We start from the raw sequence: 23,512 nt of genomic DNA, 5'->3' as shown, positions 1-23,512 counted from the left end.
GCCCTCGGCACGAGGTGCCGGCGTCTCAGCCGACTCGGATGAAGGTCGGGTTGGACTGCCAGATGTTCCGGAACTGGATCGTCTTGCCCGGACGCGGGGCGTCGATCTGCGTGTTGCCACCCGCGTAGATGGAGATGTGGCCCGGGGTCCAGATGAGGTCGCCCGGCTGCGCGGCGGAGCGGGAGACCACGCTGCCGGCGTAGCGCTGGTCCGAGGACGACCGCGGCAGCGAGATACCGGCCTGGGCGTACACGTACTGGGTGAACCCGGAGCAGTCGAAGCCGGACGGCGTGGTGCCACCGGAGACGTACGGGACGCCCACGTAGCGCGAGGCGATGGAGACGATCGTCGACCCGACGGCGGAGTCCGGCACGGCCGTGGTGGCCGAGGAGGACGTCGTCGTCGAGGAGGAGGAGGACGAGCTCGAGAGCGACTCGCGCTCGGAGGAGCGCGACGGCGCCGCCTCGCGCACGGGCTCCGGCTCGGGCTCCGGCGCGGCCTTGATGTCCGCCCGCTCGACGATCGTGGGCGTCACGCGCTCGACCTGGACCTTGGCCTCGGCGTCGACGGTGACCACCGGGGCCGCCTCGAGCGCCTGGCGCGCCTGGTCGGTCAGCGCACCCAGGTCCACGGTGCTCAGCTTCTTGGCCGCGTCCGCGTCCACCGGCGCCGCGTGGGCGGCGCTCGCGCCACCGATCGTGGAAACCAGGAGACCACCGGCGGTCGCCACCACAGCAGCCCGACGGCCTGCGGCCGCGGAGGGGGCCGCCATCATGGGGCGGCGTGCGGCGCGGTGCTTACCGCGCATGCTGCGAGCAGTCACGTTCAACCTCTCCGTTCGCCTACGAGGTCAGCTGTCGGGTTCGGGTGGGAGAAAACACCCGGCCCCGCGGTCCGTACGAACCGTGGGACTTCACCCCGAGGACACCGTCACCGGTGCCCGAATCGTGGGTCCCCCGCCCCTGTCGTGCGGTCATCCGTGGGAACCAGGACGGTGACAGGGTTAGGCGCCCGTCCCGGTACTCGCGCGAGACACCCGCGCGAGCGAGTCTGACCGTACCGGAACCTCCCCGCCGATGTCACGCTCCGGTCACGTCTCGCGTCCGATGCGTCGCGTCGAGATCTCAGCGGGCTGCGACGAAGAGGTGCTTGGCCAGCTCCTCCGGCAGCTCCAGGGCACCGTCACCGTCGACCAGACGGACGACGAAGTCGTCGCCGGCGCGCTCCACCTCGATGCTCGCGCCCGGGAAGAGGCCCGCGTCGGACAGCCGCAGGAGGAACTCGTCGTCGACCTGGACCGGCTCGGCGATGCGGCGCAGCACGACCGTCGCGGAGGCGTCGGCCCCGGACTCCAGGTACAGCGGCAGGGACTGCACGCCCTCGAGGAACGGCAGCTCCTCGTACTGCTCCCCCAGCTCCGACAGCCCCGGGATCGGGTTGCCGTACGGGTCGTGGTGCGGGTGGTCGAGCAGGGTCACCAGCCGACGCTCGACGAGGTCGCTCATGACGTGCTCCCACCGGCAGGCCTCGTTGTGCACCTGCGGCCAGTCGAGCTTGATGACGTCGGTGAGCAGACGCTCGGCCAGACGGTGCTTGCGCATGACCCGCACGGCCTTCTCCTGACCGTCGGCGGTCAGCTCGAGGTGCCGGTCACCGGTGACGACGACCAGACCGTCCCGCTCCATCCGCGCGACCGTCTGGGAGACGGTCGGGCCCGAGTGCCCCAGACGTTCCGCGATCCGGGCGCGCAGCGGCGTGATGCCTTCCTCACCCAGCTCGTAGATCGTCTTCAGGTACATCTCGGTGGTGTCGATCAGGTCCGTCACGTCCGCTCCCGTCTTGAGGCCCGGGCCTAGTCTATTCGCATGACCCTCCAGATCCCCGCGTCGATGCTGCCCTCCGACGGCCGCTTCGGCTCCGGCCCCTCCAAGGTGCGCACGGGCCAGGTCGAGGCCCTCGTCGCGGCCGGCGACCCGGCACGCCCGGTGCTCGGCACGTCGCACCGGCAGGCGCCGGTCAAGGATCTGGTGCACCGGGTGCGCACGGGCCTGACCGAGTTGTTCGACCTGCCCGCGGGGTACGAGGTGGCCCTCGGCAACGGCGGGTCGACCGCCTTCTGGGAGGTCGCCACGGCGTCCCTCGTCCGACGGCGGGCCCAGCATGCCGTGTTCGGGGAGTTCGGGGCCAAGTTCGCCGCCGCCACCGCCCGGGCACCCTTCCTCGACGACCCCGAGGTGGTCGAGGCCGCACCCGGGACGGTGGCCCACCTGACGCCGTCGGACGCCGTGGACGTCTACGCCACCCCGCACAACGAGACCTCGACCGGGGCGGTCGCCCCCGTGCGCCGCCCGGGCGGCCCCGACCAGCTCCTGCTGACCGACGCGACCTCGGGTGCGGGCGCGCTGCCGGTCGACCTGCACGAGACCGACGTCTACTACTTCGGCCCGCAGAAGGCCTTCGCCGCCGACGGCGGCCTGTGGCTGGCGCTGTGCTCCCCGGCGGCCGTGGAGCGCGCCCGGGAGGTGGAGTCGTCCGGCGACGGCCGGTGGGTGCCGGAGTTCCTGTCGCTGACCACGGCGCTGGAGAACTCCCGCCAGGACCAGACGCTGAACACCCCCGCCGTCGGGACGCTGGTCATGCTGGCCGACCAGGTCGAGTGGCTGCTCGAGCACGGCGGGCTGGACTGGTCCGTGCGCCGCTGCGAGCGCTCGGCGCAGGTCCTGTACGGCTGGGCGGCGGCGACGCCGTGGGCGACACCCTTCGTCACCGACCCGGCGGAGCGCTCCCCGGTGGTGGGCACGATCGACCTGGACCCGTCGGTCGACGCGGGGGCCGTCGTCGGGCTGCTCCGCGACCACGGGATCCTCGACGTCTTCCCCTACCGCAAGCTGGGCCGCAACCAGCTGCGCGTCGGCATGTTCCCCGCGGTGGACCCGGACGACGTCGCGGCGCTCACGGAGTGCATCACCTACGTGGTCGACCGGCTCGGCTGACGAGGCTGACGGGGACGGCGAGCGCGGCCGGCGCGCCCGACGTCAGGCCGGCCGGGCCTGCTCCGCCGGGACCGGCTCGTCCCCGGCCGGGACCGGCGGGTCGAGATAGACGACCTCGAGGTGCGGTCGGCGCAGCAGCCGGTAGCGCACCGTGACGCGCCAGGACCGCATCGCCCAGACGGTGGCCGCGAGCGCCACGGCGAGGGTGGTGATCGACCCGACGAGGATCGACCAGCGCGGCCCGAACGCCTCGCCGATCCAGCCGACGACGGGTGAGCCGATCGGCGTGGAGCCGAGGAACACCATCATGTAGAGGGCCATGACCCGCCCGCGCATCACCGGGTCGATCGAGGTCTGGATGGTGGAGTTGGCCGCGGTCATCATCGTCAGCGCGGACAGGCCGACCGGGATGGTCGTGACGACGTAGAGCCAGTAGGTCGGCATGAGGGCGTTGACCGCCGTCGCGACCGCGAAGGCGAAGGCCGCACCGATGACGAGCCGCACCCGCGGGCGCTCGCGCCGGGCGGCGAGCAGCGCGCCGGTCAGCGACCCGATCGCCAGCACGGAGCCGAGCAGCCCGAACTCGCCGGCGCCGCGGTCGAACTCGACCCGCGCCATCATCGCGCTGGTGAGCTGGAAGTTGAGGCCGAAGGTGGACACGACGGCCATGACCACCATGATCACGACGATGTCGGAGCGTCCCCGCACGTACCGCAGACCCTCGAGGATCTGCCCCTTGCCGCGCGGTGCCCGGTCCTTGACCCACATGGCGGCGGGGCGCATGAGCGCCACGGCCGCGATCGTGGCGGCGAAGGTCAGGCCGTTGATGACGAACACCCAGCCGGAGCCGACGGCGGCGATGAGCAGGCCGGCGGCGCCCGGTCCGACCAGTCGGGCGGCGTTGAAGGACGCGCTGTTGAGGCCGACGGCGTTGGACAGCCGCTCCGGGGGCACGAGCTCGGCGACGAAGGCCTGGCGCACGGGGTTGTCGAAGGCGGTCGCGACCCCGAGGCCGAGCGCGAAGGCGTACACGTGCCAGAGCTCGGCCGCGCCGGACAGCACGAGCACGCCGAGGCCGAGGGCCAGGACGCCCATCGCGCCCTGCGTGGCCATGAGGAGCTGCCGGCGGGGCAGCCGGTCGGCGAGCAGCCCGGTCCAGGGGCCGATCAGCAGGAACGGCAGGAACTGCAGGGCGGTGGTGATGCCGACGGCGACGCCGGAGTCGTCGGTGAGGTCGGTGAGCACCAGCCAGTCCTGGGCGATGCGCTGCATCCAGGTGCCGATGTTGGCGACGAGGGCAGCGCCGAACCACAGGCGGTAGTTCGGGTAGCGGAGGGAGGAGAAGGTGGCACTCATCAGCGCCCGGGTCAACCATCGCACGGCGAGATGTATTCCCCCGGGGGTTCAGTCCGGTTCGTCCGTTCCATTACCCTGTCGCGGGTGCGCACCGAAATGACTCTTGCAGACACCCTTCACACCCTCGGCCTCCTCGGCGGCACGACCCTGCCCCGCTTCGTCACCGACGTCGGCGGCCGGGGCGACGTCCTCGAGGTCGTCGCCGACGCCCGTGCGGTGAACAACCTCCCGGGCCCCCTCAAGATGGCGACGCGGCTGGTCCCGGCCGTGCGGACGCGACTGCGCGTCGAGGAGTTCGACGGCGGCGTCGCGGTGCTGAGCGTCGACGCCTCCGCGGGCGGGCTGCCCGCCCACAAGCTGCTCGGCCTGGCCAAGAGCCGGATCGAGTCGGTGCTGGCCGCCAAGGGCCTGCCGCCCGGCTCGGTGGAGATCCGCCCGGACGCGCGCATCGCGCTGGACGTGCAGCGTCTCGTGGCGCACCGCTACCCGGGCACCACGGTCACCAACATGACCTTCGCCGACGGGCAGGTCGCGGTCGACACCGCGGCCTGAACCACCCGGCCCGCCCGCTCCGCCCCGCTCGGGGCTGTGGGCAGGAAAGATGCCGCCTCGCACCGGTGCGAGGCGGCATCTTTCCTGCCCACAGCGGGGGGACGCGCGGAGCGGGCGGGGCCGCCGGCCGGACGGCCTACTTGACGGTCGCGGGCAGCAGCTCGAGCTCCTCGCCGTGCTCCTCGATGAACGACATCGCCTCGCCGTCTCCGATCGCCGTCATCAGCTTCGTCATCGGGTCCTCGTCGAGGACGACGATCGACTGACCGTCCGCGGAGCGACCGACCCCCTCGTACGGCACGGTCATGAACACGACGTCGTTGGTGGAGATCTCCGAGGCCTGGTCGAAGAGCTCCTGCATGCGGTCGATCGTCAGCTCGTCGTCCGCAGCCACCGACTCGCTGACGGTCTCGAAGAACCGGGTCATCTTCACGGGGTCGCGGCGGTTGTTGTTGACCTTGCCGAGGATGGCCCGCATCCAGTTCTGCTGACGCTGCACCCGCCCGAAGTCGCCGTTCGACAGCCCGTACCGCTGGCGGGTGTAGGCCAGGGCCTCCTCGCCGCTCATCATGTGCACGCCGGCGGAGAAGAAGACCTCGTCGCCGTCGCCGATGTCCTCGGGGACGCGGATCCGGACGCCGTCCAGCGCGTCGGTCATGCTCACGAACGAGTCGAAGTCCGTCACCACGAAGTGGTTGATCCGCACGTCGGTGAGGTTCTCGACGGTCTGGATCATCAGCGACGGCCCGCCGTAGGAGAACGCCGCGTTGATCTTCGCCTGCCCGTGGCCGGGGATGTCGACCCAGGAGTCACGCGGGATGGAGACGACGACGGCGTTCTCCCGGGAGGCGGGAAGGTGGACGAGCATGATGGCGTCGGTGCGCTGGGCGCCCGCCTCCCACTGCGAGGGGTCGCCGGCCGAGATGCGCGAGTCCGATCCCAGGACCAGGAAGTTCACGTCGGTGAGCTCCTCGGCGCTCTCCGGCTGGGCCGGCTCCGGCCGCTCGCTCACGGCGGCGAACGGGTCGCCCAGCTTCTCGACGTTCTCGTCGAGGCGCTGCTGGAACCACCACATGCCGCCGAAGGCCGCCCCGGCCAGCACGGCGACCAGGACGCCGACCACGACCAGGGACCGACTCGTGGTGCTCATCCCCGGTCGTCGCTTGGCGTGCCGCTGCGGCGGGGGGTCGTCGGGGACTCCAGGGACCAACGGCTCGCGCGGGGGATGCGTCACAGCGGAGATGATAGGCCCCGGCATCCGACGGCGACGCCCGGACGTGCAAAGACGGGGTGATGAAAGTGTGTCCGGTTGCCTCTATCATCTACCGGGGGCGACCGCACCTCGTGCGGCACCCGCCCGGCCCGGACCACGAGACGAAAGTGACGGATGAGCTCCACGACGACACGGTCGCGGCGACATCTGCTGCTGGTCACCCATCACTACGCTCCCGAGCACGGCGCACCCCAACGACGGTGGGGCTCGTTGACCCCCCGGCTCATCGAGGCCGGCGTGGACGTGTCCGTCCTGACCCCTCCCCCGCACTACCCCAGCGGTCGCCTGTTCGCGGACCTGCCGGAGTACCGCCCCGGCCGCGTCAGCCGCGGGGTGCACGGGGAGCGGATCGTGCGCACCCGGTTCCGCGAGCACACGAACCGGCTCCGTTCCCGCTCCGTCGACCAGGCGGTGGCGGCGTGGAGCACGGTCGTGCTCGGGCTGCGCCTGTTCCGTCACCCGACCCGGCGCCCCGACGTCGTGGTGGGCACCGTCCCGGGCATCCCGTCGATGTTCGCCGCCTGGATCGTGGCACGCCTGCTGCGCGCCCGGTTCGTGGTGGAGATGCGCGATGCCTGGCCGGACCTCATCGAGCCGGCCGGTCTGTTCCGGGCCCGGCGCTCGCTCAAGGCCCGGGTGCTGGGCGCCGCCCGCGCCGTCGTGCACCGCACGGTCAGCCGCCTGCAGAGCCGGGCCGACGCGGTCGTCACCACGACCGAGACCTTCGCCGACGTGCTGCGGTCACGGGGCGTGCGACGCGTGGCCGTCGTGCGCAACGGCACGTCGTTCGACCCGGTGCGCACCGGGTCCGCGGAGCCCACCGCCTCCCCGGAGAGCCCGGTGAGCACGCACCCGCTGCACCACCGCCCCCTGCGCGCCGCCTACGCCGGCACGATCGGACGGGCCCAGGACCTCGAGACGGTCGTGCGGGCCGCCGCCCGGCTGCGCGACCGCGGCCGAGCCGTCGAGGTCCGGATCGTCGGCACCGGCGCCGAGCTCGGGACCGTCCGCCGCCTGGTCGACCAGCTGGAGGCTCCCGTCGTGCTGGGCGACCCCGTCCCCCACGAGCAGATCCGCGACCTCTACGCCTGGGCGGACACGGTGCTGGTGTCGCTGCGCGACTGGGAGCCGCTCGAGTGGACGGTCCCGTCGAAGCTGTACGAGGTCATGGCCTCGGGGCGTCTCGCCACCGCCTGCGTCGCCGGTGAGGCGGCCGACCTGGTCGCCACCACCGGCGCCGGCGCCGTCGTCATGCCGGGCGACGTCGACGGCCTGGCGGACCTGTGGGGCACCTGGGTGGACGACGGCGCGGCCCCGACCGCCTCGGCGGCCGCGGCACGCTGGGTCCGGGCCAACGCCGACGACGACGTGCTCGGTGCGCACTACGTCCAGCTCGTCGACCACCTGACGGACGCAGCCGCGCACCACGCGGCCGCCGACCGCCGCGGCCCGTGCCAGGCCTGCACCGCGCCCGCGGCCCCGTCGGCAGGGCCCGAGGTGCTGGTCACGCGCTCGGTGTCGCCGCGCGCCACGCTGCCGTCCCCGTCACGGCCGGCCCCCGAGGGGGAGCTGCGGCCGAGGACCGCGCGGTGAGCCGCGCGGCCGAGCTCGCGCGCAACCTGCGGTTCACGGCCTCGTTCGTCCTCGGGGCCCTGGTCACCGACCCCGCCTGGCTGGTGCTCCAGGCGAGCCGCCGCCTGCCCGCCCGGCTCAGCGCCGTCGTCGTCCCCCGCGTCGAGCGTGTCGTCGGGGACGGCACCTCCGGGCCGGCCGGCCGGCTGCGCGCCGCCTGGGCGGCCGGCGACGTCACCGCGATCCGCGACGCGGAACCGCAGGGTCGCACGGCGCGACGGGTGCGCCGGTCCCTGCTCGGGCAGGCCGCCACGCTCGCCCCGGACCCGGCCGCCGAGGCACCCGCCGGCGTCACGACGCCCCGCGCGCCGCAGCACCCGGTGGCCGTGCACCACCACCTGACCAACTCGCTGCCGCACACCCAGAGCGGCTACACGCTGCGCACGCACGCGATCCTCACGGCCCAGCGCGCCGCCGGCCACCGGGTCACGGCGACCACCCGGGCGGGATACCCGCTGACGATCGGGGCGCTGGGCGCCCGCGGGACCGACGTCGTCGACGGCGTGCCGTACTCCCGGCTGGTCCCGCGCTCGCTGCCGTCGGACCCGGCCCGCCGTGCCGAGGACGCGACCGCGCTGCTGGTCGAGGCCGTGCGAGGGTCCGGGGCCGACGTCGTGCACGCGACGACGCCGTGGACCACGGGAGCCGCGGCCCGCGAGGCCGCCCGCCGGGTCGGCCTGCCGTGGGTCTACGAGGTGCGCGGCCTGCCCGAGGAGACGTGGGCGGCGTCGCACCCGACCGCGGAGGCCCGCGAGGCGGCGACCGCGTCCGAGCGGTTCGCCCTGATCCGCGCCAAGGAGACCGAGCTGGCCCGGACCGCCGACCACGTGGTCACGCTCAGCGGCACGATGCGCGACGAGCTGGCGGCCCGGGGGGTCCCGGCCGACCGGATCACCGTCGTGCCGAACGCCGTCGACGAAGCGCTGCTCGACGCCGACCCGCTCGACCCGCGCGCGGCCCGCGAGCGCCTCGGGCTGACCGGCCCCCGGTACCTGCTCGGCACGGTGAGCTCGGTGGTGGGCTACGAGGGCATCGACACGATCCTGCGCACGGTCGCCGGGCTGCGGGACGCCGGGGTCGACGCCGGCGCGCTCGTGGTCGGCGACGGCGTGGCACGCCCGGGTCTGCTGCGGCTCGCGGCCGAGCTGGGGATCGCCGAGCACACCACGATGCCGGGCCGCGTGCCGCGGGACGTCGCGCACACCTACCTGGCGGCGCTCGACGTGGTCCTGGTGCCGCGGCGACCGGACCGGGTCACCCGCCTGGTGACGCCGCTGAAGCCGGTGGAGGCGATGGCCCTGGGCCGTCCGGTGGTCGCCAGCGACCTGCCGGCGCTGCGGGAGGTCTGCTCCCCCGTCGACGGCGGCGACCCGGCGGCACTGCTCGTGACGCCCGACGACGAGGCGGCCTGGGCGGGCGCCGTCGAGCACCTGCTCACCGACGACGACGCCCGGGCCGCGCAGGTGACGGCGGGTCGGTCGGTGGCGGCCGGGCGGACCTGGCGCGAGCTGGTGGCGCGCTACGACCTGGCGTACGCCGCGGCGGCGGGCGCCGCCACCTCGAACCGGAAGGACCTCGGATGACTCCCCGATCGCGCCTGGCGCGTCTGACCGCCCTGGCGACCGCGGGGGTGCTCCTGCTCGCCGGGTGCACCGACGCCTCGACGACCGCGGAGCCGGCCCCCACCGAGACCGTGCGCCCCGAGCCGAGCACGGCCCCCAAGCAGTCGGTGCCCGCCCCGGAGCGGAAGGACCCGCTCGGCGAGGGGGCGCACGACATCATGCTCATCGGCACCGACTCGCGCGACGCGTCCTCGCTGTCCGGCAACGCGGACACGATGATGCTCGCGCACGTCCCCGCGGACCTGTCGGCGCTGTACCTGGTGTCGTTCACCCGGGACATGTGGGTGGACATCCCGGGGCTCGGCGAGGGCAAGATGAACTCGGCGTTCGCCCGCGGCGGCACGCAGACGCTGATGGACACGGCCTCGGGGCTGCTCGGCGGCGTCGAGATCGACGGCGCGATGCAGACCAACTTCACCGGGTTCATCAACCTGACGCGCGCCCTGGACGGGTTCGAGGTCGACAACAAGCACCGCTCGACGGTGGAGGTGCTCTCGACCGGGCGCGTGGTCGACTTCCCCGAGGGCCGGATCACGCTGGAGAACACCGACGGCCTCATCTACGTGCGCGAGCGCAAGCGGCTGCCGCTGGGCGACCTCGACCGCACGGAGCGGCAGCGGGCGGCGGTGATCGGGATGATGGACCGGATCGCCGAGACGTCCGACGACCCGACCGAGGCGGCCGAGCTGGTGGCCCTGATGTTCAACAACGTCAAGGTCACCGGTGACCTCGGCGTGGAGGAGTTCGTGGACCTGGTCCCGCTGGCCGCGTCGTTGACCCGCGACGACGTGGTGGGCCTGATGGTGCCGATCACCGGGTTCGGCACGGTGGACGGGGCGTCGGTGAACCTCGTGGACGAGGCGCAGACGGCGGCCCTCGGCGAGGCGCTGCGCACCGACACGATGGACGAGTACGTCGCGGAGTACGGCACCGACTACGCGCCCTGATCCCTGGTGCCGCGGACGGTCCGCCCGCGGCACCGGGGACCAGGGACTCCTCGGTCCCGTCAGCCGAAGCAGTGCCGGTAGAAGGTCAGCACCCACTCCGCGAACTCGGGGCTCCACACGATGTGCTCCGAGGTGTTGTACGTGCTGAACACTCCGTTGACCGCCGTCGGGTCGTCGGACGCGAACCACGGCCCGCCGCTGCCGCCGGCGGTGAGGTCGTCCGCCTTGGCCACGATGCGCTCCTCGTCCGAGGTGAGCCGGGCACCCGAGCTCTGCCAGGGCCGCTGCCCGTCGAACGGGAACTGCGCGATCGCCTGAGCGGGGTAGCCGACGTCGTCCCACCGGCGCACGTCGGGCCGCGTGGTGATGCCGACCCATCCCACCACGTCCCCGATCTCTGTCCCGTCGGGGGCTGTCGCGACCCGGCCGAAACCCAGGTCGTCGGCGGTGGACCGTCCCTGCCGCCACGCGTCGGGCCACGCGACGGTCGGGACGGGCCAGCGGCCGTACGGCGCCTCGCCGTCGATATAGGCCGGCACGAAGACCAGGCTGTGCGCCTCGTGGTCCATGACCAGGCAGTGGGCCGCGGTCATGATCCCGCTCCGGTGCACCACGACACCCGAGGCCACGCAGTCCTGGTCGCCCATGACGAAGAACAGCTTGCCCACGGTCCGGGCCGGGTACTCCCCGAATGCGGCGACCGGCGTCGTGGTCGCCTCGGCCGTCACGGTCTCGCTGGGCCCCACGTCCTGAGGACGCACAGCAACGGCCGGGGCACCCTCGTGGGCCGTCGAGCGGTCGACGGGTGTCGCGGCGCGCATCCGCTCGGCGGTCCAGTACTCCTCGACCGGCGTCACCTGGGGGGCCTCGTGCATCGTGAACCCCGAGGAGTGCACCGCGTCGGCGGTCCAGGGACCGACCGGGTAGAGCGAGGCATCGACCGTGTGGAACGTCACGGACCAGTAGCAGCTGCGCCAGTAGTCGCTCTTGACCCAGACGGTGCCGCCGTCGCGACCGATGATCCGGTCGCTGCGCTTCTCCCAGTCGCCGCCGAAGTCGTTCCACTGGCACACGACGTCCCAGCCCACGACGACGCGGGAGGTGTTCCGGTAGGTGAACCCGTGATCCTGCCAGCCGAAGGCCTTGGCATCCGCCTTGTAGTCGAACTTCTCGCTCCTGACGTCCACGCCGGGGCGCGTGCCGGCCTGGAAGCCGTACCCCCACCGGACGGTGCCCTTGTCGGCGTCGATGCGGTGCCCCTTCGCCGGTTCGGTGGCGGCGGCCTTGACGACCTGGGAGTAGAAGGCCTGCCGGTTGTCGATCTCGTCGAGGGTGCCCAGCAGGTCCTCGACGTCACCCGTGTACTTGCGGACCGACTCCGGGTCGGTGGCGAGCGAGGCCTGGTGCGCCTCGAGGTCGATGCGCAGCCGCTCGAAGGGTCCGGAGACGAGTCCCTTGCCGAACGCGGGACAGGTTCGCTCGCGCGACCGCGCCACCCAGAAGGCGGAGTAGAGATAGCTGAGGTCCGCGAACACGGACGGGGCGATCGGGACCTCGCCGGAGATCTCCGGGTCGATCATCCGGTAGTGCTCGAGGTAGCTCTCCAGCGGCACCGGCACCAGGTTCTCGATGAACCAGGGGATCACCTCGGAGATGATCGTCCCCGGGGTCCACCCGTCCTTCGGGGGCGGCAGAGTGCCCCGGACCCCGTCGACGACGACGTCGACGTTGACGCGAGCCTCGTGCGAGCTGGCGACCTTCTGGAAGGCCACACTGCCCTCGGCGCTGAGGACGTCCGGCACCTCGGCGGAGAGCGCGGCGGCGAACTCCTGCCGCTTCTCCGTGGACGAGAACCGGCACTGGTAGACCGCGTACAGGGAGGATCCCGCCCGGTAGCCGGCCACGAAGTAGTCGCCGTGCCGCTCTCGGAAGTCCGGGCCCGGCGTGACGGCCAGGACGTAGTCGGGGGCGAGCGAGTACTCGCTGTCCTCGACGGAGATCGCCGCGACGATCGTGACCGCGAGCTCGGAGACGACGACCTTCTCCAGGAAGGACGTGCTCGCCGAGGTCTTGACCCCCTCGATGTTGTAGGAGCCCTTGAGGGAGGTCTCGACGAGCTGCTCGAGGTCCTTCTGGGACTCCATGAGGGCGTAGCTGTACTCGGTGCGCTGGTTCTTGCTCGGGGTCAGCGTCGGCTTCTCGATCGCCGAGCTGCGCAGCTGGCCGGTCACGGCGTCGACGCCGGCACCGACCTGGTAGGCGTCCGCCCAGGGCTGGCCCACCACGGTGGTGTTCAGCAGGGTCGACGAGGGGTTCTTCACGTCCTGTCGCACGGCAGTCCTCCGGTGTGCGGGATGGTCGACCGGTGCCGGAGGGGTTGCGCGATCCGACGAAGGTCGCTGTCCCTTTCACTGTCGACCGCCGCACACGAGGTCGTCGTCACCAGAATTGGTGAACTTCACCATCGCGTCGAACAACCACTCCATGCACCCCGCACGGTGCGCGACGGCGACGGCCTCGAGCTGGGACCGGACGCCGAGCTTGGCGAGCACGGCCTTGATGTGGGTCCGGACGGTGTTCACCGAGGCGTGCCGATGGAGACCGATCTGCGCGGCGCTGGCTCCCGCGAGCATCGCCCGCAGGATCGCGTCCTCGGTGCTCGTGAGGAGGTTGAGCCCGTCCCGCTCCGCCAACCGGCGCCGCAGCGTCAGCGCGGCCACGGCGAGGTCGGCGGGCGCCGCCCGGGTGACGGCCGTCTCGACGTGGCACACCAGTGTCAGCATCGGGGCCGACTGGTTGAGCACGACGGCTCCACGCCGCTGCATCGCCAGCAGGCCGGGCAGCGACCGCACCGATCCGATGCAGATCCACGACCGACCGACCGCGAGGGGCCGCCGGCAGGTCCAGTTGCCGTGGTCGTCCTCGACCAGGACCACGACGTCCTGTCCGCCGAGGTCCGGCAGGACACCCTCGGTACGCCGCATCAGGACGGTCCAGCCACGGCTGGCCAGCGCGGCCGCGAGAGCATGGCCGAGGGTCGCGCCCTCGGGGCTCACCAGCGTGATTGCTCGGGGCACACTCGGCATGAGACGTCTGTAATCAGCGTCCCGCCGACCGGCAACCGGAGAGCGGACCTCGCAGCGGGATTCACCCGTCGGCCCGTTGCGCACCCCGGCCCGTCCGCCCGTTGCGCACACCGGCCCGTCCGCCCGTTGTGGGCATGAAATCTGCAGGTCTGGCCCCCTGCGGAGCTGCAGATTTCATGCCCACAGCGCCACGGGGGTCAGGGACGGCGGCCCCAGGCCACCAGCGCCGGACCCGTCCGAGGGAACGCCCGCTGCGCGAGGCGGAACGGCCAGGTGGCCGCCGTGATCGCCGCCCCCGTCGCGGCGGTCGACGGCTGGAACAGCCGCCCGGAACGCGCGGTGCGTTCCGCGGTCGTCGTCCCGTCGGCCGTCAGCCGCCGCCGTGCGACCCGGTTGCGCACCGCCTCGAGCGCGTAACCGAGCGGCATCCCGTAGAGCCGGCCGCCGACGTCGGTGAGTCCGGAGCCGCGCAGCAGCTCGCGCATCTGCGGCGGGTCGTAACGGCGGTGGTGCCCGACGGCGGTGTCCATCGGGCCGAACCGGTCCTGCCAGGCGGGGGTCGAGACGAGGACGAGCCCTCCCGGGCGCAGCAGCGGCAGCCACGAGGCCAGCGCCCCGGCGTCGTCCTCGAGGTGTTCGAGCACCTCGAAGGCGCACAGCACGTCGAACCCGCCGGCCAGCCCCGCCGACTCCACCGACCCGTGCACGACGCGTCCCGGCAGTCCGGCGCCGGCCAGCCGGGCGTCGGCGACCTCGGCGCTCGCACGGTCGATCTCGACGCCGGTGTAGTCGTACCCGGCGGCGGCGAGGCGCACCCCCACGGCGCCCTGACCGCACCCGACCTCCAGGACGCGCACACCGGAGGCGGGCAGCCGACGACGGACCACGTCCCAGCGCAGCGCGCCGAACAGGGTCAGGGGCGGCAGGTTCGTGCTCACGGGTCACTCCTGTGCTCGGGGTCCGGCGGGCGGGTGCCGACGGCGACGAGCCCGGTCCCGGCGTGCGGCAGGGCCCGCTGCAGCAGCCGGAACGGCCAGGTGCCGACCGCCGTCGCGATCCCGGTGAGCCGGGCCCGCGGCTGCAGCCGGCGCCCGGAGTCGGCGGTGCGGGCGGCGAGGCCGGGGTCCGACGCCGACGCGCCGGCCGGTGCCTGCGCGCCGGCACGGACCGGCTGACGCCGGGCGAGCCGGTCGCGCACGGCCTCGAGCAGGTACCCCAGCGGGGCGTCGTAGCGGCGCACGACGACGTCGGCCAGCCCGGCAGCGCTCAGGAGTTCCCGCAGGTCGTCCGGGTCGTAGCGGCGGTAGTGGCCGGCCATCTCGTCCCACGGGCCGAACCGGTCGGGGTCGGCGGGGGTGGACAGCAGCAGCATCCCGCCGGGGCGCACCCGGGCGGCCCACTCGACCAGCGCCGCGGCGTCGTCCTCGACGTGCTCGATCACCTCGAACGCGCACACGACGTCGAACCGCTCCTCGGGCGGCAGCACCGTCAGGTCCCCGTGCAGCACCCGGGCGTCCGGGTCGACGGCCGCCACGCGCTCGCACGCGATGCGCCACGAGTCGCCGTCGAGCTCCACGGCGGTGTAGTCGTGGCGCACGGCGATCCGCATGCCGACCCCGCCCTGCCCGCAGCCGATCTCCAGCACCGTGGACCGGGTGGCCGGCAGCAGGCGCCGCACGACGTCCCAGCGCAGCCAGGCCCGCGGCGCCAGCGGGGCGAACCGCACCCCGGCGGGCCGGCGCCCGAGCGCCCCGAGGCCCGCGAACAGCAGGTCGGCGAGGGTGACCAGGACCCGGCTGACCAGCACGACGAGCAGCACCGCGGCGTGCGGCAGCGCCCCGGCGAGGACGGCGAGCAGCACGAGCTCCCGGGCCCCAGCACCGGCGGGCACCACGACGACGAGGAACCCGACCATCCAGGCCAGCGCGTACCCGCCCACGGCGAGCGCCGCGGTGCGCACGTCGCTCGCCATGCCGAGACCGGTGGCGAGCAGCCACACCTGGCCGCCGGCGAGCAGCCACCCGGCCACGGCCCAGCCGGCGGCGGCCCCCAGGCCCCGCCAGGACAGCGGGTGCTCCAGCGGGAGGCGACGGGCCAGGCGCAACGCCGCGTCGAGCAGCCGGTTCAGCACGGGCGGCAGGAGCAGCACGACGGCGGCGGGCAGCAGCCAGAGCACCCAGCTCCAGCCCTGCAGGGTCTCGACGGCGAGGAACGGCAGCGCCACGACGCCGACGACCGCCCCGGAGACGAGCCCGACACCGGTGGCGACGGCGGTGGCTGTCACCGTGCGGCGGCGCGGGACGCCGTGGTCGGCGCCGACCTCGGCCGCGGCGACGACGTTCCACACCCCGCCGGGCACGTACTTGCCGAGCTGGCTGATGCCGAACACGGCGACCGCGGTGCGCAGCCCGAGCGGGGAGCCGAGGTCGGCCAGCACGGCCCGCCAGGACAGCAGCGTGCAGCCGACGAACAGCACCGCGAGCAGCGCGGCCGCGGCGAGCCGGCCGGCGGACAGCGCGGTGGCGGCGTCGGCCAGCTCGTCCCGCACGGAGACCACGGCGTACACCGCGAGCGCCAGCGCCAGGACGAGGAACCCCCAGCGCACCCACGGCGAGCGCAGCACGGCGAGCAGACGGGCGACGGTGCCGGGGCGTCCGGCACCCCCGGCGTCCGTGCGGCTGGCAGGCGTGCCGGTCACGGCCGCACCCCGCGGGCGGCAAGGGCGTCGAGGAGCGGGCCGACGACGGCGGCGGGCCGGACGGCGTCCCGCCCGGCGAGGGCGCGCATCCGGGCGGCGGCCAGCTCGGCCGGGTCGGTCAGCGCGACGAGCCGGTCGGCCAGGGCCGCGGCGTCCCCGGCAGGGACGAGCTCGAGGTGGTCGCCGAGCAGGCGGCGCTGGGGCGGGGTGTCGGAGGTCACGACCACGCAGCCGGCGGCGAGGCCCTGGAAGACCTTGTTGGGCACGACGCGGAGCGCCTTGGGGGTGGCCCCGAGGATGCCGAGGCAGACGTCGTGGTCGGCGACGAGCCCGGGCAGGTCGCCGGGTTCGACCCAGTCGTGCCAGGTGACGCCCGGGACGCCGGCGAGCGCGGCACGGGCGGCGGCGTGGTCCTGGCCGGTGCCCGCGAGGGTGGCGCTGATGGGGCGGCCCGTGGCGGCGGCGCGGGGCAAAGCGTCGGCGAGCGCCTCGGCGATGACCACGGCCCCCTGCAGCGGGGTGAACAGGCCGAAGAAGACGACCCGCAGGGGTCCGGCGTCGTCCCGGGTGCCGTCGTCGGACGTGCCCTCGTCCGGAGTACCGCCGTCGCGCACGGGCGCGAACCACGCCTCGGGGGCCCCGACCGGCACGACGACAGCCTGACGCGTCCGGCGGGAGCGGGTTCGGACGGCCGGCGCGAACAGGCTCCCGGGCAGCATCGCGCGGTGCTCGTCGGTGTCGACGACGACGACGTCGGCGCAGGCCAGCGCGAGCCGGTCCAGCCCGTGCAGCAGCCGCACGCGCAGGCCGCGGGCGCCGCGGTCGGTCGCGGTGTCGGCAGCGAAGACGAGGTGGTCGAGGATCACCGGTGTGCGCGGGTGCAGCAGGCGGGCCAGGACGACGTCGAAGTGGCCGAGGTAGCCGACGAGGACCGCGTCCGGGGCGCCGTGCGCACGCCGGTGGGCGACGTCGTCGCGCACGAGGGCGAGCCAGCAGGTCAGCAGGCGCACCACCAGCAGCGGCAGCCGCCAGGGCTGGCGCAGCATCCGGACCCGCTCGGCGGTGGAGAACCCGAGGGGACGGTTCAGCTCGTCGACGCGGTGGCCGTGCGCGCGCAGCCCGGCGACCAGGACGCCGGCGCGGGGGTGCCGGGCGGCGTCGTACGTGCCGAACGCGACGATCACGCGTCGCGCCCGAGCCGGTCGCGCCCGTACTGCAGGTTCTTGACCCGCTCCAGGGTGTCCTCGACGAGGATGCGGTTGGTGCGCTGCAGGTCCGCCAGCACCAGCAGCGCGAGGCACAGCAGGGTGCCCACCAGCATCGCGGCGGCAAAGATGAGGGACTGCACGTGCCCGTCGCCCTCCCCCTGGGCGAAGAACACGAGGAACCGGACGGCCGGTACCGCGGAGGCGAGGAAGAACAGCGCCGCCAGGGTCAGGAACACCAGGTGGGGGCGGAACATGATCGAGCTGCGCACGATCGCCCGGGCGGACCGCCCCATGTGCTGCCAGATGTTGCGGAACAGCCGCGACTCGCGGGTCTTGGCGTTGGTGACCACCGGCACCGAGACGATCCGCAGGTGCTTGTTGCCCGCCTGGATGATCGTCTCCATGGTGTAGCTGAACTGCGTGATGACGTTCAGGCGCAGCAGCGCGGCGCGCGAGTAGGCGCGGAACCCGCTGGCGGCGTCGGGCAGCGAGGTGTTCGCGGCGGCGCTGACCACCCGCGACCCGAGGCGCTGCATGCGCTTCTTGAACGGGCTGAAGTGCTCGATGGTGGCGGTCTGGCGGTCGGCGACCACGATGTCGGCCTCGCCGGCGAGGATCGGCGCGGCGAGGTCCCCGACCCGGTTCGAGGGGTACTGGTTGTCGCCGTCGGTGTTGACCACCACGTCGGCGCCGTGGGCCAGGGCGAAGTCGACGCCGTCGCGGAAGGAGCGGGCCAGCCCCATCGTGGCGGTGTGCCGCAGCACGTGGTCGACGCCGAGGTTGCGCGCGACGTCGGCGGTGCCGTCGGTGGAGCCGTCGTCGATGACGAGCCACTCCACCTCGTCGAACCCGTCGACCTCGCGCGGCAGGGTGGCCAGCACGAGCGGGAGGGTGTCGGCCTCGTTGAGGCAGGGAATCTGCACGACGAGCTTCATCGAGCCCTCTCCGGTCCGACGGCGGTGGGCAGCGCCGGGGCGCTGACGTGCGCGAGTCTAGCCACGCGGGTCCCGCGCGGCGGGGTACCACCGCCACGCGGCGACCAGCCCGGCGACGAACCCGAGGACGACGACCACGAGCGCGACGGCGATCACGGTGCCGCTCAGCGGGCTCCACGCGGCCCAGCGCTCCCACGCCTGTGCCGCGGACTCCCCCGGCCCCCGGTACATCGCCCCGAACGCCCACACCAGTCCCGCGGCACCGGCCACGGCGGCGAGCGTCGTGAACCCAGGGACGACGACGGCGGTCCAGCGTTCGCGGCGCAGGCACAGCTGCCACAGGGCGACGGCCAGCAGCGTCGCCAGCGCGGCTAGCCCGCCGAACACGTAGCGGCCCTGCAGGGCGACGAGCACGCCGGTCTCCGACCAGCCCTGCAGGGCGTTGCCGACGACGCCCACGGCCAGCGCGAGCGGCAGCAGCGCGACGGTCACGGCCCCGCGGCGCGCCCCGGGCAGCGCGACCGCGACCAGTGGCGCCACGACCAGCACCGTCGAGCCGACCGCGACGAAGGTGCCGGGCAGGTGGATCTCCAGCCAGGACAGGTTGCCGAAGAACGCCTGGGCGGTGCGGCCGACCGCCTCCTCCAGCACCTGGTCCGCCGGCACCCGGGTCATGCCGTCGTAGTCGCGCGGCAGCCCGACGGGCTGCACGGCGCCGTCGACGATCCAGTTGCGGGCCCACCACCAACCCCCGACGACGAAGGCGACCGCCAGGGCGACGAGGCCCCGCCCGCTGCGGGCGAGCACCGACGGGCCGGCCCGCGGGCGGGATCGCGGCCCCGGGGCGAGCAGGTAGGCGGCCACGACGGTCGGGATCGCGAACGCGAGCATCACCTTGGTCAGCAGGCCGACCCCGAGCACGAGCCCCAGGCCGACGGCGGTGCGCCAGCGTTGGTCCCCGGTGACGACGCGGGCGGACAGGTAGGTGACGCCGGCGCCGGTGAGCACCACGAGGGCGTCGTTGTTCGCGGCGCCCAGGATGTGCCCGACCTGCGGGATCAGCAGCGGGAACGGGGCGGCGAGCAGCGCGGCGGAGCGGGACCCCGTCAGCCGGCGGGTGGTCGCGGCGGCGAGCGGCACCGTCGCGGTGAGCAGGGCGACGTCGAGCAGGCGCAGCGCGAGCAGGGCGACGTCCCAGCGGGCGTCGACCGTCCCGGTGAGGTGCAGGACGCCGGCCCCGAGCACGTAGTAGGCGGGCGGGTGCTGCGTCATCTGGTCGACGGTGGCGGTGCTGCCGGGCGGGGGCAGCGCGTTGCCGGCGTCGATGCGGACGCGCTCGTCGGCGGGGACGGGCGTGAGATCGACGAACTGGGTCTCGTCGGGGCGGTAGCGCCAGCGTCCGGGCAGGTCGGCCGGGTACGCGGCCTCCTCGACGGCCTGCTCGGTCACCGGCGCGAAGCGCGCCTCCCCCGGCGCCGGCCAGCCACCGCCGTAGGCGATGCGCACGGCGCTGTTGAGATGGTTCTGCTCGTCGGGCGACCGGAAGCCGGGGGTGAGCACCGCCCAGGCCACCGACCACAGGGCGACGACGAGGGTCAGCAGGGCGAGGGTGCGGCGGTAGGCACGCTCGGCCGACGGCGTGTCTCGCGTCACAGCGTCATTGTGGCAGGCGGACGACGGTGTCGCCTGCGACAGCTGCCCACCGGAAACCTGCGTAAAGTGCTTATCACTAGGCTGCGACAGGTGTACATTGAGGCCAGGATCGCTGATGGGAGGCGCAACATGTACCGACCGCGCGTCGTCGACGAGGAGATCTCCGACGGCCTGCAGACCGCTGGAGCCGTGCTCGTCGAGGGGCCGAAGGCCTGCGGCAAGACGTCGTCGGCCCACCGGGTCGCGGGGACGCGTGTCCACCTCGACGACGTGGCCGATCCGCGGATCACCGCCGCCCTCGAGGTGGATCCGTCGCTGCTGCTGCGGGGCGAGACCCCCGTCCTCCTGGACGAGTGGCAGCTGGCGCCCGACCTGTGGAACTTGGTCCGCCGTGAGGTCGACCGGCGGGAGCACCCGGGGCAGTTCATCCTCACAGGGTCCTCGACGCCCGACGACGACATCCGCCGTCACAGCGGTGCCGGACGCTTCACCATCATCGAGATGCGGCCGATGGCCCTCGCCGAGAGCGGCCACTCCAGCGGTGAGGTGTCGCTGGCAGGCCTGTTCGACGGCGCGGATGCCGACGGGTACGACAGCGCCTGGAACCCGACCGACGCCGTCCACGAGATCGCCGAACGGGTCGTCGGGGGCGGATGGCCCACCAACGTCGACAAGCCGGTTCGTGCCGCAGCACGCGCCAATCGCGACTACCTGGACATCATCCGGAACTACGACATCCCCCAGGTGTCGCGCGTCCGCCGCGATCCGGACAAGGCGTGGCGTGTCATGCGCTCTCTCGCCCGGAACGTGGCCACTCTCGCCGGGGACGCCACGATCGCCAGGGACGTCCGCGAGGGCGACCCGGACTCGGGCGCCGACGCGACCCACCGGGCGACCGCCACCGAGCACCTCGACGCCATGCGGCGGCTCAGGATCGTCGAGGACCAGCCTGCATGGTCCCCGCACCTCCGGTCGCGCACACGTGTTGCGTCACGGTCGAAGCGGCACTTCGTCGACCCCGCCCTGGCAGCAGCCGCCCTGGGTATCCATGCCGGGCCGCTCACGGAGGACCTGCAGACCCTGGGGTTCCTCTTCGAGTCTCTGGTCACCCGAGACCTCCGTGTCTACGCCCAGCCGCTCGGTGGACGCGTGCTGCACTATCGCGACGAGCGCGGCCTGGAGGCCGACGTGGTGGTCGAGCTGCCGGACGGTCGGTGGGCGGCCATCGAGGTCAAGCTCGGCTCCCGCCCGGAGACGATCGACCGGGCCGCCCACGGCCTCACGACGTTGCGCGACAAGGTCGACACCTCACGCAGCGGTGAGCCGGCCTTCGCCGCCGTGATCACGAACGGCGGCATCGCCTACCGTCGCCGTGAGGACGGAGTGCACGTGATCCCCGTCAGGATGCTCGGCCCCTGACCCCCACCATGGGGCGCGGGGAAGGGCAATGGTGCACCAACCTGGTGCACACATTCAGTCTCGGTCGGCCAGAACTCTGCGGCCCTGCGCATGGAGAGCAGGCTGCGGCGTGACCAGCCTCGCTACTCGGGGTCACACGCTCACCCTTTCGGCAGCCACCGACAGGGAGCGCACCGCCGCCCGGGCGGCGGCGATCGTCGCGGCGCGCGGCGGGTGCGCGCAGGCCGCCGCGGCCTCGGCGCGCAGGCGTTCCTGGACAGGCGACGGCCGTCGGCGGGCGCCCGACGACGGCGGCGCGGCGGGCGGCGCCGTCTTCCTCCGCCAGGAGGGGAAGGCCTGCCACCGTGTCAGGTTGGGGACGCGCAGACCGGGTGCTCCGCCCGGCCGGGCGGCCCGACGTCGGGCACGGGCGTCCTTGGCACGCCGGGCGGCGGGCAGCAGCGCGACCAGCGCCCGCTTGGTCACGCGCAGCAGGGACGGCACCCCGCGCAGACCCTGGCGGGCGCCGCGCCGCAGCATCACCACGACGCCGCGGTGCTGGAGCCAGGTGCGGGCCCGGATGACGGTCCGCACGGAGACGCCCGCGCGTTCGGCGGCCTGGGCATCGGTGGTCTCGGCGACGGCGGAGCGCGGGTCGGCGAGGCGGGCCAGGGCGGGCAGGTAGCTGCGCACGCTCTGCGGGGCGTCGCGCAGGTCGCCCCAGCCGGCGGCGGCCAGGGCGTCGACGAGGCGCCACAGGGGCGCGTGGGCGTTGAGGCGCACCGGGGGTGGCGGGGGCGCGCTGATATCGTCGGCCGTAGCCATCAGAGTGCTTGCTCACTCTCGTTGGTCAGGCCCGGTCAGAGGTTGCCGCCTCTGGCACGGGCCGTTTTCGGTTGTGGTGGGCGTCACGCTAGCGGGGCCGGTGCGAGGGCGTCCAGACCTCCCCCGCCATAGGGTGTGGCCACCGACGAGGAGGTGGCCGATGCGCGCGAACACCGGCGAACCGGTGGTGCTGTTCGACGACGAACCCGCCCGGCTCGAACGGACGACGGTCTCGGAGGATGCGGTCCAACGGCTGGTGTTCGAGCACCCCGAGGTGCTCCCGGTCGCGGACCTCGACGAGGAGTTCGCTCCCCCGGTCCCGATCGGCCGCGAGGTCGGCACCGCCGCCGGACCAATCGACGCGCTGTACGTCTCGCCGCACGGGGGCCTGACGGTGGTCGAGGCGAAGCTGTGGCGGAACCCGGAGGCTCGCCGCGAGGTCCTGGGGCAGGTGGTCCACTACGCGAGCGCCCTGGCCACTTGGTCGTACGAGGACCTCGACACCGTCTGCCGCGCCCGGTCCGGGCAAACGCTGTGGGAGCTCGCCTGGGCGGCGGGCGCCGACGACGAGCGCCGGTTCGTCGACTCCGTCGCGAAGAACCTGCGTGACGGGCGGATGCTGCTGCTGGTCGTCGGTGACGGCATCCGCGAGGACGTCGAGGCGATGGCCGACTACCTGCAGCACACCCCGCAGCTGCACTACCGGCTCGCCCTGGTCGAGCTGGCGCTCTTCGAGGATGCCGCCCGGGGCCTGCGGGTCGCCGTGCCGTCCGTCGTGGCGCAGACCCGCGAGGTCGTGCGGGCCGTGGTGCGGGTCGACGTCGCACCCCAGGCGAACGTCGACGTGTCGGTGACCGTGCCGCAGGACGACTCCCCCGCGTCCCGCAGCCGGCTGAGCCGCGAGGAGGTGCTCAGCGCGATGGCGCGGCGGGTGCCGCCGTCGACCGTCGAGTTCGTGCGACGTGCCCTGGGGCAGTTCGACGCCGACCCGCGGTTCGTGGTGCAGGACCGGCTGAGCTCCAGCGTGGTGGTCAAGGTGCTCAACCCCCGTGGCGGAGCGCCGTTCACCGTGCTCGTCCTGGACACCGACGGCACCGCCTACCCGGGCTGGCTGCACCAGCAGGCGGTGAAGGCCGGGATCCCGACGGCGGACCTGCTGACGTTCCCGGCGCGGTTGGCGGAGATCTTCGGCGTCCCGCTCAAGCAGGGCTCCGTCGACACGCTCTCCGACAGGCTGCCCCTGGCCGCCCTCCAGGAAGAGTGGTCGGCGGTCTCACGGGCGATAGAGGAGCTGGCCGAGGCCATCCACCTCGAACGCGCGTAGGCACGGTCCC

19 protein-coding genes and 1 riboswitch are annotated in these 23,512 nt (G+C 73.7%); of the genes, 7 read left to right on the top strand and 12 right to left on the bottom strand.

What is annotated here, in order from left to right:
• Positions 1–25: 25 nt before the first annotated feature.
• On the bottom strand, positions 26–823 hold the full coding sequence (locus Q6347_RS12970; RefSeq protein WP_304603185.1) for a C40 family peptidase: 798 nt from the start codon (positions 821–823) through the stop codon (positions 26–28).
• A 2-nt stretch (positions 824–825) separates the two neighbouring features.
• A riboswitch (cyclic di-AMP (ydaO/yuaA leader) is annotated at positions 826–989 on the bottom strand.
• A 135-nt stretch (positions 990–1,124) separates the two neighbouring features.
• Positions 1,125–1,826, bottom strand: coding sequence for a metal-dependent transcriptional regulator (locus Q6347_RS12965; RefSeq protein WP_304603184.1), 702 nt, complete (start codon positions 1,824–1,826; stop codon positions 1,125–1,127).
• 39 nt (positions 1,827–1,865) lie between these two features.
• Here Q6347_RS12965 and serC point away from each other — a divergent pair, with 39 nt between their 5' ends.
• Positions 1,866–2,993 carry a phosphoserine transaminase gene (gene serC, locus Q6347_RS12960; protein ID WP_304607567.1) on the top strand — a complete coding sequence of 376 codons (1,128 nt, stop codon included), beginning with the start codon at positions 1,866–1,868 and terminating at the stop codon, positions 2,991–2,993.
• Between the two features lie 42 nt (positions 2,994–3,035).
• Here the strand turns inward: serC and Q6347_RS12955 are convergent, their stop codons facing one another.
• Entirely contained in the window at positions 3,036–4,349 is a 1,314-nt protein-coding gene (locus tag Q6347_RS12955) for an MFS transporter (RefSeq protein ID WP_304603182.1), read from the bottom strand.
• Positions 4,350–4,433: 84 nt separating this feature from the next.
• Between Q6347_RS12955 and Q6347_RS12950 the strand changes: the two genes are divergently transcribed.
• Positions 4,434–4,901 carry a hypothetical protein gene (locus Q6347_RS12950; protein ID WP_304603181.1) on the top strand — a complete coding sequence of 156 codons (468 nt, stop codon included), beginning with the start codon at positions 4,434–4,436 and terminating at the stop codon, positions 4,899–4,901.
• A gap of 136 nt (positions 4,902–5,037) precedes the next feature.
• Here Q6347_RS12950 and Q6347_RS12945 read toward each other — a convergent pair whose 3' ends face one another.
• Positions 5,038–6,051 carry an LCP family protein gene (locus Q6347_RS12945; RefSeq protein WP_304603180.1) on the bottom strand — a complete coding sequence of 338 codons (1,014 nt, stop codon included), beginning with the start codon at positions 6,049–6,051 and terminating at the stop codon, positions 5,038–5,040.
• A gap of 237 nt (positions 6,052–6,288) precedes the next feature.
• Between Q6347_RS12945 and Q6347_RS12940 the strand changes: the two genes are divergently transcribed.
• From Q6347_RS12940 to Q6347_RS12930, 3 genes are read left to right on the top strand one after another with little or no spacing between them, the layout of a single operon-like run.
• Entirely contained in the window at positions 6,289–7,767 is a 1,479-nt protein-coding gene (locus Q6347_RS12940) for a glycosyltransferase family 4 protein (protein ID WP_304603179.1), read from the top strand.
• Entirely contained in the window at positions 7,764–9,389 is a 1,626-nt protein-coding gene (locus Q6347_RS12935; RefSeq protein ID WP_304603178.1) for a glycosyltransferase family 4 protein, read from the top strand. The genes Q6347_RS12940 and Q6347_RS12935 overlap by 4 nt, the downstream gene beginning before the upstream one ends.
• Positions 9,386–10,375: an LCP family protein gene (locus Q6347_RS12930; protein WP_304607566.1), complete on the top strand. Its 990-nt coding sequence runs from the start codon at positions 9,386–9,388 to the stop codon at positions 10,373–10,375. The genes Q6347_RS12935 and Q6347_RS12930 overlap by 4 nt, the downstream gene beginning before the upstream one ends.
• 59 nt (positions 10,376–10,434) lie before the next feature.
• On the opposite strand, the gene Q6347_RS12925 is transcribed toward Q6347_RS12930, so the two are convergent.
• The 7 genes from Q6347_RS12925 to Q6347_RS12895 form a co-directional block, all read right to left on the bottom strand.
• Complete coding sequence (locus tag Q6347_RS12925) at positions 10,435–12,708, bottom strand: serine protease (protein ID WP_304607565.1); 2,274 nt, start codon at positions 12,706–12,708, stop codon at positions 10,435–10,437.
• Positions 12,709–12,783: 75 nt separating this feature from the next.
• Complete coding sequence (locus Q6347_RS12920; protein WP_304603175.1) at positions 12,784–13,452, bottom strand: response regulator transcription factor; 669 nt, start codon at positions 13,450–13,452, stop codon at positions 12,784–12,786.
• 206 nt (positions 13,453–13,658) lie between these two features.
• Complete coding sequence (locus Q6347_RS12915) at positions 13,659–14,399, bottom strand: bifunctional 2-polyprenyl-6-hydroxyphenol methylase/3-demethylubiquinol 3-O-methyltransferase UbiG (protein WP_304607564.1); 741 nt, start codon at positions 14,397–14,399, stop codon at positions 13,659–13,661.
• The gene (locus Q6347_RS12910; protein WP_304607563.1) at positions 14,396–16,159 is read right to left on the bottom strand and encodes a class I SAM-dependent methyltransferase; all 1,764 of its coding nucleotides are present in this window, start codon (positions 16,157–16,159) and stop codon (positions 14,396–14,398) included. The genes Q6347_RS12915 and Q6347_RS12910 overlap by 4 nt, the downstream gene beginning before the upstream one ends.
• Positions 16,156–17,343, bottom strand: a complete 1,188-nt coding sequence (locus tag Q6347_RS12905; protein WP_304607562.1) for a glycosyltransferase — start codon at positions 17,341–17,343, stop codon at positions 16,156–16,158. The genes Q6347_RS12910 and Q6347_RS12905 overlap by 4 nt, the downstream gene beginning before the upstream one ends.
• On the bottom strand, positions 17,340–18,302 hold the full coding sequence (locus Q6347_RS12900) for a glycosyltransferase family 2 protein (protein WP_304607561.1): 963 nt from the start codon (positions 18,300–18,302) through the stop codon (positions 17,340–17,342). Before Q6347_RS12900 ends, Q6347_RS12905 begins: the two co-directional genes overlap by 4 nt.
• 57 nt (positions 18,303–18,359) lie before the next feature.
• Positions 18,360–19,955 carry a DUF2142 domain-containing protein gene (locus tag Q6347_RS12895; protein ID WP_304607560.1) on the bottom strand — a complete coding sequence of 532 codons (1,596 nt, stop codon included), beginning with the start codon at positions 19,953–19,955 and terminating at the stop codon, positions 18,360–18,362.
• Positions 19,956–20,084: 129 nt separating this feature from the next.
• Between Q6347_RS12895 and Q6347_RS12890 the strand changes: the two genes are divergently transcribed.
• Positions 20,085–21,374, top strand: coding sequence for an ATP-binding protein (locus tag Q6347_RS12890; RefSeq protein WP_304607559.1), 1,290 nt, complete (start codon positions 20,085–20,087; stop codon positions 21,372–21,374).
• 132 nt (positions 21,375–21,506) lie between these two features.
• Here Q6347_RS12890 and Q6347_RS12885 read toward each other — a convergent pair whose 3' ends face one another.
• Positions 21,507–22,178 carry a hypothetical protein gene (locus Q6347_RS12885; RefSeq protein WP_304607558.1) on the bottom strand — a complete coding sequence of 224 codons (672 nt, stop codon included), beginning with the start codon at positions 22,176–22,178 and terminating at the stop codon, positions 21,507–21,509.
• A 160-nt stretch (positions 22,179–22,338) separates the two neighbouring features.
• Here Q6347_RS12885 and Q6347_RS12880 point away from each other — a divergent pair, with 160 nt between their 5' ends.
• The gene (locus Q6347_RS12880; RefSeq protein WP_304607557.1) at positions 22,339–23,502 is read left to right on the top strand and encodes a hypothetical protein; all 1,164 of its coding nucleotides are present in this window, start codon (positions 22,339–22,341) and stop codon (positions 23,500–23,502) included.
• Positions 23,503–23,512 lie beyond the last annotated feature (10 nt).

It is taken from the genome of Isoptericola sp. b408, assembly GCF_030588085.1.
Taxonomy (GTDB): domain Bacteria; phylum Actinomycetota; class Actinomycetes; order Actinomycetales; family Cellulomonadaceae; genus Isoptericola; species Isoptericola sediminis.
The sequence above is the reverse complement of the archived record's forward strand: the minus strand, read 5'-3'. Positions and strand labels throughout refer to the sequence as shown.